The sequence below is a fragment of the Hufsiella ginkgonis genome, from assembly GCF_009834915.1.
Lineage (GTDB): Bacteria > Bacteroidota > Bacteroidia > Sphingobacteriales > Sphingobacteriaceae > Hufsiella > Hufsiella ginkgonis.
This window is the reverse complement of sequence record NZ_WVHS01000003.1, coordinates 631,934-645,167: the sequence shown is the minus strand read 5'-3', so window position 1 is coordinate 645,167 and position 13,234 is coordinate 631,934. Positions and strand designations below refer to the sequence as shown.

The 13,234-nt window shown below is 48.0% G+C and carries 11 protein-coding genes; 6 read left to right on the top strand and 5 right to left on the bottom strand.

Going from position 1 to position 13,234, the window contains the following annotated elements; genetic code table 11:
* Positions 1–3: 3 nt before the first annotated feature.
* The 3 genes from GS398_RS15130 to GS398_RS22875 form a co-directional block, all read right to left on the bottom strand.
* Positions 4–1,743 carry a serine hydrolase domain-containing protein gene (locus GS398_RS15130; RefSeq protein ID WP_160907616.1) on the bottom strand — a complete coding sequence of 580 codons (1,740 nt, stop codon included), beginning with the start codon at positions 1,741–1,743 and terminating at the stop codon, positions 4–6.
* A gap of 78 nt (positions 1,744–1,821) precedes the next feature.
* Positions 1,822–2,346: a helix-turn-helix domain-containing protein gene (locus tag GS398_RS15125; protein ID WP_160907615.1), complete on the bottom strand. Its 525-nt coding sequence runs from the start codon at positions 2,344–2,346 to the stop codon at positions 1,822–1,824.
* Positions 2,347–2,826: 480 nt separating this feature from the next.
* Positions 2,827–2,970: a 30S ribosomal protein THX gene (locus GS398_RS22875; protein ID WP_160907614.1), complete on the bottom strand. Its 144-nt coding sequence runs from the start codon at positions 2,968–2,970 to the stop codon at positions 2,827–2,829.
* A 299-nt stretch (positions 2,971–3,269) separates the two neighbouring features.
* Here GS398_RS22875 and GS398_RS15115 point away from each other — a divergent pair, with 299 nt between their 5' ends.
* Complete coding sequence (locus GS398_RS15115; RefSeq protein ID WP_160907613.1) at positions 3,270–3,503, top strand: hypothetical protein; 234 nt, start codon at positions 3,270–3,272, stop codon at positions 3,501–3,503.
* A 131-nt stretch (positions 3,504–3,634) separates the two neighbouring features.
* On the opposite strand, the gene GS398_RS15110 is transcribed toward GS398_RS15115, so the two are convergent.
* Together GS398_RS15110 and GS398_RS15105 are read right to left on the bottom strand one after the other, a co-directional pair.
* The gene (locus GS398_RS15110; RefSeq protein WP_160907612.1) at positions 3,635–6,820 is read right to left on the bottom strand and encodes a chemotaxis protein CheB; all 3,186 of its coding nucleotides are present in this window, start codon (positions 6,818–6,820) and stop codon (positions 3,635–3,637) included.
* Positions 6,821–7,164: 344 nt separating this feature from the next.
* Complete coding sequence (locus GS398_RS15105) at positions 7,165–8,166, bottom strand: alpha/beta fold hydrolase (protein WP_160907611.1); 1,002 nt, start codon at positions 8,164–8,166, stop codon at positions 7,165–7,167.
* Positions 8,167–8,480: 314 nt separating this feature from the next.
* On the opposite strand from GS398_RS15105, the gene GS398_RS15100 reads away from it, so the two are divergent.
* The 5 genes from GS398_RS15100 to GS398_RS15080 all read left to right on the top strand — a co-directional run bounded on the left by GS398_RS15100 (position 8,481) and on the right by GS398_RS15080 (position 13,193).
* On the top strand, positions 8,481–9,626 hold the full coding sequence (locus GS398_RS15100; protein ID WP_237488208.1) for a zinc-dependent alcohol dehydrogenase: 1,146 nt from the start codon (positions 8,481–8,483) through the stop codon (positions 9,624–9,626).
* Between the two features lie 10 nt (positions 9,627–9,636).
* The gene (locus tag GS398_RS15095; RefSeq protein ID WP_160907609.1) at positions 9,637–10,122 is read left to right on the top strand and encodes a hypothetical protein; all 486 of its coding nucleotides are present in this window, start codon (positions 9,637–9,639) and stop codon (positions 10,120–10,122) included.
* A 62-nt stretch (positions 10,123–10,184) separates the two neighbouring features.
* The gene (locus GS398_RS15090; protein ID WP_160907608.1) at positions 10,185–10,397 is read left to right on the top strand and encodes a hypothetical protein; all 213 of its coding nucleotides are present in this window, start codon (positions 10,185–10,187) and stop codon (positions 10,395–10,397) included.
* 627 nt (positions 10,398–11,024) lie between these two features.
* Positions 11,025–12,074, top strand: a complete 1,050-nt coding sequence (locus GS398_RS15085) for a sensor histidine kinase (RefSeq protein ID WP_160907607.1) — start codon at positions 11,025–11,027, stop codon at positions 12,072–12,074.
* A 108-nt stretch (positions 12,075–12,182) separates the two neighbouring features.
* Positions 12,183–13,193: a chemotaxis protein CheB gene (locus tag GS398_RS15080; protein ID WP_160907606.1), complete on the top strand. Its 1,011-nt coding sequence runs from the start codon at positions 12,183–12,185 to the stop codon at positions 13,191–13,193.
* Positions 13,194–13,234: the final 41 nt, after the last annotated feature.

Below are 13,234 nucleotides of genomic sequence, written 5' to 3'. Positions count from 1 at the left end.
TTGTTACCATCTATCAACCTTTCTGAAATACAAGTTCCGCATTCGATTATAAGAAAATTTACAACCCTTGATCCCTTGCTGATCGTCCCTTACGAAATCTACTTTCCCATTCCATCCATCCATAATAAATACGTCCCGGCTGTCGGGGCTAAACTCAATATTTTTTAAAAAGACATGCTGAGCGGTCAGTTTGCCATTTATAATGCTGATTTGATAAGCGGTTTCCAGCTCGTCACTGTAGTAAGTGCCTGCATATTCCGTCAGGTCTGCCTTTGCGCTGTCAACGGCTACGATATCGGCAGGTTTAGCCTGCGCCGGAGACGATGGCTGTGCTGGTGAGGCAGGTGCGGCAACCTCCTTTTTCGGCTTTAAATAAATATCTGCGATCTGCCTGGCGACAGGCCTGGAATATATATCTGACGCATTAGCAAGTACGATCACGACCAGATCATCATCAGGAAAAACACTCATATGGGCCTTGAATCCTCCCTCCGCTCCCGAATGCCCGATTTCTTTATGCCCTTTGTAGTTTGCGATAGCAAGGCCGAGGCCGTACTCCGTCAGTCTTCCATCGTTTAATTTTCCGGGTGTACTCATTTTTCGGACGATATCGGCATCCGCTCCCGGTTTTAGCAGGTGTAACGCCCAGCGGCCAAGATCACTGACGTTAGTAATTATACCGGTCGATCCTACCAAATCGTTTACCACATATAATTTTTTAGGTCCGTCCTCCCCAGGCTCGTAGGAATCTGCAACACCAGGTACCAGTTTGCCATCGTCATCCTGAAACACGGTTACCGCCATCTTTAGCGGCTTAAAAATGTGTTCTTGTACAAACGCTACATACGACATACCGGATACCCGCTCTATCACCGCGGCAAGCAGTACGAAACCGGTGTTGGAATAATCATACTCAGCGCCGGGCAAAAAATTGAGATCGCGCTGACGGCTGATGAGTTTAAAAAAAGGCAGCTTGCTATGGATTTCATATCCCGACATGGCCGCCAGGCTTTCAAACGTCCTGATCCCGCTGGTATGCTGCAACAATTGGCGCAGACTGATCTTATGGCCAAAATCGGGAACTTCAGGCAGGTATTTACGGATGTCTTCATCCAGGCTCAGCTTTCCCTGCTTTTCCAGTAGCAGCACCCCATAACCGGTAAATGTTTTAGTGATAGAAGCGATATGGAACATGGTGGATGGAGCATTGCGAATATGATTTTCCAGATTGGCCATCCCATATCCTTTCTGATAAAGGATTTTGCCCCCTTTAAAGACAGCAACAGCAGCTGCCGGCGATTGCTGGTTGTCCCAGGGCAGGAAAATCTCATCTATTTTCTGACCCGTGGTGACCGCTTTCGGCCTGACTATTTTAAGTGTAAGCTCGTATGTTGCGGCGGGCCCGTTAGTGCCGAGCCCCTCGATCTCTACCCGGTAATCGCCTTTTGCCGAAGAACGCAGCATTACATATTCAGGGCCCCTGATCCCATTGGGACTGTCTGTCTCTTCTGTTTTATTTCCCTCCAGGTCAAATGTAGTGATCTTGACGTCAGCGCCTTTCTGCATCACTTGGAGAAAGGCGAACTGCTCTCCATCAAGCTTAACTTTATAAAGGTGCTTTTGTCCCGATGCGATCTTTGCGCTTAAGGTTATACCTTTTGTTATAAATCCCTTTTGCTCCTGCGCGAACAGTTGTGTTACGCCCAACAGGGAAATAAGAAAGCTTAGCGTGATTGTTTTCATGCGTGCCGATGTATATGATATCTTGAAGGTAAAGATAGACGGCCGGGTAACACCGAAATAGGATGAACTTAGCGCCGCTCAGACTTTTCTGAAATCTGTAGGCCGCATTGCGGTGAAATCTTTGAACGCCCTGATAAAATGGCTTTGATCAAAAAAGCCACAGGCATAACTCACTTCGGTGAGCGGTATATGTCCTGTACTGATCATTTGAATTGCTCTTTCCACTTTTAGCTTTCGCCGGTATTCACCGAATCCTACGCCGAAATAACGTGTGAAATATTTAGATACTGTAACCGGGTGTACTCCTGCCGCTATAGCGATCTCATTCAAAGTAACCTGGTCATTCCAGCGGTCGTTCAGCAGTTCCCGAACCGTGTTCACCCAGGGAGGAAAATATAGTATATCCGTTTTCCAGCCGGAGGCAGCATCCAGCAGTAATAGATGTACCGAATCGGCCGTATGCTCATCCGCTAACGATAATTCTTTGTAAAGCCGGACCATCAGCAGTACGGCGCCTGGCCGGTCTTTCAATAGTTTGGGAGCGACGTCATTTTCCCTGACGCCATACCTGTCAAAAAATTCCGGTTCCAGCTCCAGATTCATGTTTTTACAGTGAATGCTATGAATCGAGTTCTGGTGTACTTCCCCAGCGCGCATAAACGAAAAAGATTCCAGTGCCTGACCAGAACCTGCAAAATCTCTTCTTTTTACTGACATCCTCCCTTTAAGCACAAAACTTAAATGAGGGTTTTCGTGGTAGTGCATCGGGCTTATACCCTGGTCAGCGTGGTAATCGGTAATTCCGATCAGCACGCCATTTGCCGAAATTGTACTGCTTACAGCGCCTAAATACCTCCCTTTTGTTAGTGCCAACATGGCCATAAATTGCACAATTCACTGCACGAATCAAAATCTGCTATTCATGATTGGATTCAGCGGACCGCCGGAACAAAAACTATCAATATCTACAATAGCCAGATCATAAGCACGCACGCGCATCTTTAGCCCTTACCTAAACATCGAAAACGAAATAAGCCCGGCTTGTTTTTTTAATGTGCGCTCCGAAACGGGCGTTTCACCAACTTACGAAGCACTAACAGGCTTAGTCACTTCTTCCCCACCCGTACTTTTAGCAGATGAATCCATTTTTTTTACCCGAAGGCGCCTTTTACCGAATGTTTTGGATACGATTTTTCCCTTTTTCGATTTTTTATCTCCTTTTCCCATTACACGTTTTGATTTTACTAAGCAACCATGCCGGTTCAAGGGTTGTTTCGGAAGATCTCCGAATTGCGGGGAAACACCAAAAGAATGCGTACTTACCGATGCTAGCCGAATTAATTCCGTAATACCTGGCGCACAACGCTACTTTTTCGCCAAAAAAGGCGTAATCGTCGCCATCAGATCGCGTACTTCCCTATCGAACAGCGGGCTGTCCTCCCTGTTAAAAAATAGCATTACATCGCTGTAGTGTACACGAGAAACGATCATCTAATAATTACAACTAACAAACAAACAAACACACTATGGAAAACTTCACAGAAGGCAAAGTCGCCGAAACAATTGAACAGCAAACAGCAAAAATCCCGTCAGACGTATTCCTATGGGCATCGTTGGCGGCTATGGGCACATCGCTCGCACTGAAATGCCTCGGTTCGAAACATAACGCCTTATTCGTCGGGCAATGGGCGGCTCCCTTTTTGCTTTTCGGGATCTATAATAAGATTGTGAAAACCCAGGGACATGATCAAACAAGTTAGGATACAAGCGCTGATCTGAAGCCTTATTGTAACATAAACGAAATAAAGTTCTGTAATTCAAGCAGTACTATACTTTCCATGTCTTTCGAACGCTGGCCGGCGCCTGTACTGCGCTACGATCATATCAATTGTTAACTCGCTGCTCTTTCGCTGAAACGTATCGTAAACAAACTGCCTTTTCCCGGCTCACTTTCAACAAGTATTTCCCCGTTTGCTGCATTGATGATTTTTTTTGCCAGGTACAGACCGATACCCTGGCCCTCGGCATCCTGGTTCAGCCTGCCGTACATATCAAAAATTTTGGTCAGGCTGTAGGGCGACATTCCTATCCCGTTGTCTTTGACCGAAAGGACCTTGAAACCGCCTTCTTCCACGGTACGAATAACGATCATTGGCAGGGCATCGCCCCTAAATTTGATCGCGTTCGAAACCAGGTTGAACAAAATGCTCCGGAGATTTTTTTTGGAAAAGAAAATATGAGTAGCCTCAAGCTCGAGGGTAATGGTAGCGCCGGACAATTCAATTTTATCTTCCAGGCTCCACCGCACGTTATTTACCAGGTCCTCTACATTCACCATTTCCATGGCCAGCATATTACCCTCCACCCTTGCGATGGATGCAATATCAGTGATTAGCGAGCGGAACGTCTTTATAGAGGTGTTGATAATACCATGAAAATCGACCAGCTTGGTATCCGATAGCGACATCTTATTCATAATATTGATACTCGTTTCTATATTGCCTAACGGTGCCAGCAGGTCATGTGACGCCGCATGGATAAAATGATCGAGATCAGCGTTGATCCTTTGCAAACTTTTATTTCGTCCATCAAGCGCTATTTGTGTCTTCTTTAACTCAGTGATATCACTGAAAGTGATAATTGCCCCCGTATTATGATTATCGGCCTGCCGTACATAAGGCATCGTCATGACCTGGTACCACTTGCCGTCATGGGTCTCAACCTCCTTAGCTAGCACAGACCCTTCCGACAACACTTGCTTGATATCCTCAATGATCGTATCAAATTTGATATTTGTAGAAATATGGTGGAGTGGCCGCCCGATATCCGATTCCACCAGGTTGATCTGGCCGACTGTTCCGGGTGAAAACTTCATCAGCAGGAGGTCGTCGCTGATGAATAACTGACCGTTGACATTGCTCCTGAAATAGTTATTCAGGTCGTCGTTAATTTCAGTGAGCTCCCGGTTTTTAAGCTGGTAATCCGCGTTAATGGTCTGCAATTCCTCGTTAACAGACTGCATTTCCTCGTTGGTGCTTTGCATCTCTTCATTAGCGGAGATCAGCTCTTCGTTAAACGACTGCAGGTTCTCATTGGAGGCATCCAGTTGCTCGTGGGCCGAAATCAGCTGCTCTTTCAATTCCCTTACCGCTTCTTCCAGGTTAATTGTATACTGCCCGTGATAGAGCTGGTCATCAAACAACACTGCATTCCCCATAAAAGGGGCGGCAGTATCCTCACTTATGGTTACCATTAAACAACGACGGTCAGGCTGTGGTAGTGCAAGGGGGCTCGCCGTTAAGGTTAACTCCAGGTCTGCCTCCCCCCGCCGTAACCTGATTCCTTTAACAGCCTCACGCTTGCCTGTTCTTAACACATTGCTCGTTAATGCGTTAAACGCCACGGCGAGCGGTGCTGGCAGGAGGTCAGGCAGATTGTGAGTAAAGTTCTTTTGGAGCAGGTATCTTGTCGTATCTCCGTATGATTTTAACACGTGGTTTCGCTCATCGACGCACATCACCAGGCAATCCATTTCGGTAACCAAGCCCTGGGTCATGGCTTCCGCCAGCACATGGTTAGCTTGCTGGTTGGTACTTCCTTTTGAAAAGACCGGCGCAGCATGGATCGCTCCAGGCAGATCCGGCAGGGAAAAATTATCGAGGCTCAATACCCGCTTAACCTCCAGGTTCCTGTACACCTTGAATCTCTTATGGATCACTTCCAGGCTCCCGATAATGGGCGCCGGAGTCTCGCTGGAGCCTAACAGCAGGTAACCGTTCTTTCGCAAGCCAAAGAGCATCATGGTAAAAAGCTTCTTTTGCAAAACGGGTGTCATATAGATCAGCAGGTTGCGGCAGCTGATAAAATGCATATTACAGTAGGGCGGGTTCTTCACCATATCATGCCTGGCGAAGATCACCATCTTTCGTATCGCGGGTTTAACCCGGTACTTGTCACCCTCCTTTATAAAATGCCGGTCGAGCCGCCCGGAAGAAACGTATTTGGTGATACCGGAATTATACACTCCCCTGCCGGCGGAAACAAGCGCCACACTGTCGATGTCGGTGGCAAAAATCTTTACGACGGTATCTTTCAAATCGCCTGTCAATAACTCACAGATCGCTATGGCCAGGGAGTAGGCTTCTTCCCCCGTCGCACAACCGGCTACCCAGAGCTTTAATTCCTCGCCGGGCGACAGGCTTTGGAGCAGACGGGGAAGCACATCGCTTTGCACAAAATCAAACACGTCCGGGTCACGGAAAAAAGAGGTGACGCCGATGAGGAAGTCTTTGGCAAGCACCGTGGCTTCTTCGGGCGAAGACCTTAAAAAATCAAGATAGTTTCCCAGCGTGGTATGGTTACAATAAGCGGCCCTTTTCCTGGTACGCCGCAGCAGCGTGGTCAGCTTATAATCCGAGAAGTCAAGTGGAGACCTTTCCTTAATGAGATCAATAATAGCGCTCATAATTGCCTCATCTTCCGGGGTGTCAGCCACGATCTTTACCTCATACTTCACGAAGTCGCCGATAGCGTCAGGCATTAATTCGGGCTCCAGGACAAAGTCAACCATTCCTGTTGCGATGGCACTGGACGGCATACTGCCGAATTCGGTCGTATCTGGAGTCCTTGCGATCACCATACCGCCCGCTTTTTTGATTGCTTTCACTCCCTCGCTGCCATCCGTACCCAGCCCCGACAGCACGATGCCGATCGCTTTACTCCCGCAATCTTCGGCTAGCGAGGTAAAGAAAGTATTGATCGTGAGATGGGGGCCCCGGACGTTTGTTTTGCTGCTTAAGTATAGCCTTCCGTCCCTGATGGTCATAAACTGATCGTTAGGGATCAGGTATACCTGGTTACTTTTAATGTCTGCACCATCACTGGCTTCCTCAACGATGAGCTTACTGTGCCTGGAAAGCAGTCCGACCATCTTACTTTTAAAGTCCGGGGAAAAATGCTGGATAATGACATAAGAAACATTGTCCACCGGGGTATGGTCAAAAAAAGCGTTGATCTCGTCCAATCCGCCGGCAGAGGACCCAATGGCAATAATATGATGCGGTTCTACTGAAGGCATAGGTTCCAATATTAGTTAAATACAGACCGGTATAACAAAGCCAGTTAGTAACTGCTTTGAACAAGAGCCTTATGTACTACAGGCAGGTGAAGAGAGTGCAATTGAATAACTAAATAAATGTAAGGAAGTTTTAACAAACGCTCTTACCCGGGCTAATGACCGAACATTTCATTGAAGTAAATTGCCCCCCCGCTATTGCGTAATTATCGGGCCCAAAACAGGTATTAATTCCTAAACATGTCTAAAAGGCAGCCCGGAACGCCACGTTTGAAATATACATTGACACGTTAGATAATCAAAGATGTGCCGTCAGAAAATGCGGTCTTTTTTGTGAACCTGAGTCGTTATTTGCTCAGCGGCAAAGTTGGTGATAGGTGATTAAGAAAATCGCCGATAGCCCCGTTCACCTGGTCGGGCACCTCAAGTAAACTTTGATGCCCCGCACCCACTTGTTTAAACCGACCCGCAGGGATGTTTGAGGCGATGATCCGGTTCGCCCATGACCTGATGACCCGGTCGTGACCTGCACCTAACACCAGCGCAGGTATTGCGATCTTAGGAAGGTCTTTCCGTACGTTAAACTTAAAACATTGCAGTAGTCCTTCGGCAAGCACTTCCGGTGCCGTGCGGGCCAGGATCTTCGATACCAGGCGAAGTTGATACGCCGACTGTTCCCCGGTAAAAAAAAGATACCTGTACAAAAACAAGCTTAACCCTGAGAGGTAGCATAACCAGCCATTTACCCGGAACACCAGCGAATTCCTTTTCACAAAATGAAGGAAAGGCACAATTAGCGGCAGTTTCGCCAATTGCATAACCATTGGATACTGGCAGGTTTTTAACGGGTCGGTAAAACTCCCATGCTGTAAAACTACCGCCTTCACATCATGATCATTTCTAATGCAATAGGACATAATGACCATGGAACCCATGCTATGACCATACAGAACAGGATTTTTCAAACCCAGGTGGCCGATCACCTCCGCCAGCCCTGACGCCAGGCGGTCAATAGACAGATCCACCGGCTTGGGCGCACGGCCGTGTCCCGGCAGGTCTACCAGTACGACCCGGTACTGATCTTTAAAATACGCAATTTGAAATGGCCATTGTTCGATACTGGCGCCGAGACCGTGTAAAAATACAATGGGTTGTGCGTGTTCAGGCCCGTCAATTTCGGCATAAAATACATTACCGTCAGGGCAGTTGATGAAGTGACGTTCAACTGGCGGACGTCTTAACGGCGTTCTCCGGCCGCGCCGAGACGACAAAAACCACGACACCGGGTACCTTCCAAACATGAGTGCAAGACCAGCCGAGAGTATCAGCACCTTTTTTATATTTCCCATAACTCGCCATGTGAGGCTATTGGGTGCAACACAGGTACCGTCCAAATGTTACAGGAACAAAAACGGATGAACGGCAGATTGCGTAGTTCTGTCGTCGACTACCGCGATTATTACGTGTGCATGATATGGTACAGTCATTCCACCAATTTTTAGTTGAATTCGGATTTTATTTCGCTCCCTGCTTGAAAAACCAGCTGTTTCGTTAAGGCATATGCTTTGACGTAATCAGCTAATAACGCATAGACCGCGATGAAGCGACCGTGCCACATCTAACAGAATCACTAACTAAACTTAAACAACGTACTATGCTAGCTATGAACTATCGAGGGCCTTACCGCGTCCGCGCCGAGCAACGACCCATGCCGGAGATCAAACATCCTGAAGATGCCATCGTACGGGTAACCCGGTCATGTATCTGCGGATCCGACCTTCACCTCTACCATGGAATGGTACCAGATACCAGGGTGGGCATGACCTTCGGACACGAATTCACGGGGATAGTAGAAGAAGTCGGTCCCCTGGTGCAAAAGTTAAAAGTCGGAGACCACGTGCTCGTCCCGTTTAACATCGCCTGCGGTAAATGCAATTTCTGCAAACAAGGCCTTTATGGCAACTGTCACGAATCGAACCCGATGGCTACAGCTGTCGGTGGTATCTTCGGGTATTCACATACCGCCGGTGGCTATGACGGCGGGCAGGCGGAATATGTACGCGTACCTTACGCAGATGTAGGCCCAACCGTGATACCCGCCGATATGGATCCCGACGATGCAGTAATGCTCACTGACGTGGTGCCAACCGGTTACCAGGCCGCCGAAATGGGTGGGATCAAGCCGGGCGATACGGTAGTAGTATTCGGTGCAGGTCCAATAGGTATCATGGCCGCGCGGTGCGCCTGGTTTTTTGGACCATCAAGGGTGATCATTATTGACCATTTAGATTACCGGCTGGAGTTTGCCCAGAACTATGCCAAATGCGAAGCTTACAACTTTAAATTTATGAAGGACCCGGTCGAATTTCTAAAAAAGGCTACCGATTGGTACGGAGCCGACGTTTGTATCGACTGCGTGGGATGCGAAGCTGAAGGAAATACGCTCCAAACCTTCAGCGGCCGGGTAACGTTAATGCAGGCCGGCGCCGCTACCGCCTTGCAATGGGCTATAAACTCCGTAAAAAAAGGGGGTATCGTATCTATTGTCGGTGTATATGGTCCCCCGTTTAACTTGCTCCCGATTGGGAACGTCGTCAATAAAGGTATAACAATTCGGGCTAACCAGGCTTCGGTAAAACGGCTGTTACCGAGGCTGATCGACCATGTCCAGTCGGGCAGGTTGAATCCTAAGGGACTCATCACGCACCGAATACCGCTGGAAGAGATCTCAGACGCCTATAACATCTTCTCCTCCAAGCTCGATAATTGTATTAAAACAGTGCTTATTCCACCTTCCGCAAGGAGCTAAAGAAACTACTATGAAAAATATACCAGTAAATATCCAAGACATTCCCGGTTACGGAATGGATGCAGATCCGGAAAACGAGCCAACCTATCCCATGAAAAATTACACGGGTGACGACCATAACCGGATTAACTATGAACGTTCTGAACAGCAGCCTGCCGATGTGGAACTGCTGATGTCAACCGAACGGCCGGCGCTTACCGCTGTTTTCGGAACTTCTACACCTCCGTCGGGCTTAAGCGGGATGATCCGGCGATACGCCTTTAAACACAGCGAGGACCGCTATCGGCATTGGATACCGCTTATCCTCGCCGACCGAATCAACGTTTATGAGGGTGTGCTCGGGGACTTGGCACATGGTCATATTCCGAACATCTTTGCGGAACGCGGCTTAAAGTCTTCATGGAAGTACAACAAAAAAGGTGTGATTAAAAAAACGGTAGTGGCAGTGCTGGTAACCGCGGCAATCATATCCTTCTTCCGAAGAAAAAAGCGTTAAACAATTCCAATATTTTGCGGTAATAATTAGGCCGGGTTAGTATCCGGCCCTTATAATATCATATGGAGAAAAAAAACAATACCATCTCGGTGGGTGATTATGTAAAACACCGCGATCCGAAGGTTAACGGCGGACTGGAAATGGCTGTAAACGCCATAGAAAATGGCATGGCCAATTGTGATCACCTGGTTGGCTACGATCCGGCCGTGCGACAGGATTGGTTTCCGGCTGAGGACCTGATTATTGTTAGTCCGGCGGGACCAGGACTGGCTTAATTGCTCCCGCCAGCGGGTTATCGTCTAATGGATTAAACGTATTTATGCTCAAAGCGTTTGTCGTTTAATCGCATTTATGATTACTCGCAAGAAGATCATCTATTGCCGGGAACGGAATCTGGTCGTTGCTGCCCGACCGCCGACTGAAAGCGGATTAAGGCCGTCATTTTATCCATGATGGACCATCATAAGTACCATACCGATACAATTAATGCCGGGGCGCCAGGCGCATTTTGAAAAACGCCGGCCTCCTCTACCTGATATTTGCCAGACGGCTCATGCTAAGTAAGGCATACACACATGCCTGTGAGCCAAATGTAGCCACGCAGTGTGATGTACATGCACCTGGCAGCGCCATTTTAGCTGGAGTTCCAGATTAATACGTAACAAATAGCGATAAATACCCTGGCAGGTACCAATTTATTCACTGATCATCAGTCCGTTACCGTAGTTATTCACAAGGTTCTAATAGCTACTTTCGGTAGATTTACAGCAATCTACGCTTTCGAAAATTAACTGGAGGAGATCACGGGTTGCAAATCGCACTTCCGGATCAATAAGGTTATGCAGGCTGCGGTAATGACAGTTTCACACAGCAGTTGCTCCTGGATTAACATGGAAAAGCCTATGACTAAACCTAATTGGTTAAACAACGTAATCCGCTTAAAGCCCCGGGGACGGACCAGCATTAACGCACAACTGTATATAGATAAATCACTGGTATTGAAAAGGTTATCTCCAGACCTCGGCGATCTGGTTGGCATAAGAGAAACCGACGTCGGCAGGCCGGTCAGCAGCCTCATGACCAATTTAAAAAAGGAGACGCTTGCGGGCGATGCCCTGAACGTTATCACCTCGGGCGATGTCATTAACCGTGAGGTCGAAACCGTCGCCGGGAAGTGGTACCAAGTGATCACACTCCCGGCCGTCCGGCAAACTGACGGCGAAATAGAAGGAGCTATTATCGTATTCAGCGATATCACCGAAAAAAAGCTGGACGTGATTCGTATGAGCGATTTTATCGCTATGGTTAGCCACGAGCTGAAAACTCCGCTAACATCCGTACAAGGCTATGTGCAGATAGTGATGGCAAGGGCCAGGAGCGCCAAAGATGCTTTCGCCGCCGGCGCTTTAGACAAAGCCAACATCCAGCTAAAAAAAATGAACGCGCTGATCAATGGCTTTCTTAATGTAGCACAGCTGGACGCCGGCAAGATCCACCTGGACAAATCGCCGTTCGAGATCAATACCTTAATAGCTGAGATTGTAGAGGAGACAATGCTGGCCGACCCGGCCCGGAATATCGAATCATCCCCTTGTTTCCCCACCACATTGTTAGCCGATAAGGAAAAGATCGCGCAGGTTATAGGTAACCTGTTGGGGAACGCCATAAAATATTCCGCACACGGCAGCCGGGTTAATATCGGGTGCCAGGTCGACCCGCTCGCAATACAAGTAGTCGTAACCGATTGCGGACGGGGTATCAGTCCAAAAGACCGGGAAAAACTGTTCGACAGGTATTACCGGGTTGATAATGTCACCGGCGAAAGCATTTCTGGCTTCGGACTCGGCCTGTACCTGAGCGCGGAGATCATTAAACGTCATCAGGGCGAAATATGGGTAGAAAGTGAAGTAGGCAAGGGATCGGCATTTTACTTTAAACTGCCCCGTCTTTGAACATCAACCCAGGTGTGCTTAAACCATCATGTGTCCGCACCACAGAAACCGTGATGAAAAAACTTTGTGGCACACAATAGCTTCATTACATTAAAAAACAATATTCAAATGAAAATACAGAATCAGCTTGCACGTGTTGTTGTTATCGGCACTTCGGCTGGTGGGCTCAAAGCGTTAATGGAATTAACTAAGCAACTCGGCGATGACTTTCCAGCGCCTGTATTAGTGGTTCAGCATATTTCTGCCGATGCCAGCGGCGACGTTTTGCTTGATGCGCTGAGGAAGACCAGCGGCCTGAAATGCAGCCGTGCGCTGAATGGGGCTCCTATGTTAGCTGGTCATTTATACCTGGCTCCTTCAGATCACCACTTGATGGTCGGCGATACGGACACCCTGCTGGTGACAAAAGGCGCGCAGGAAAACCGGTGGCGGCCCGCTATCGATCCGCTGTTTCGCTCGGCAGCCGTTACGTTCGGGAACAGAGCCATCGGGATCATTCTCACCGGGTATCTCGACGATGGCACTGCTGGTTTAGTTGCCATTAGCAGATGTGGCGGTAGCAGTATAGTGCAAGATCCCGATGATGCGGACTACCCCGACATGCCGAAAAATGCCTTAAACCAGGTTAAAGCGGATTATTGCGTCCCGATTGCAGAAATGGGAGACATACTGAAAACGCTTGTAAACGATAACCGGGAAAAGATACCCATTCCAGTAGACCTGCTTATCGAATCAAAGATTGCTAAACGCGTATTAAGTGATCTGCCTGCCGTAAAAGCACTGGGCAAACAAGTACCCTTTAACTGCCCTGGTTGCGGAGGCATACTTTGGAAGATAGGAAGCGGAAAAGCAACCCGTTACCGTTGCCATACCGGCCATGCTTATACCGCTAAGGTGCTGCTTGCAGAACAAACCATGAAGATAGAAGAAACCATGTGGGTAGCCTTGCGCATGTTTGAAGAACGGAAAAATCTCCTTACCACAATGGCCGCAGATCAGCACGGAGCAACTTTAAGAACCTCGGAGGAACGTATCGAAAATTCCCAGGTACATATAGACCGGATTAAATCCATTCTCCTTACGGACGATAAGGGAACGAAAAGTGATATGCCAGTGTAATGAAGTATAGAAGGATTTAATTATTCAATATGCGGTAACGA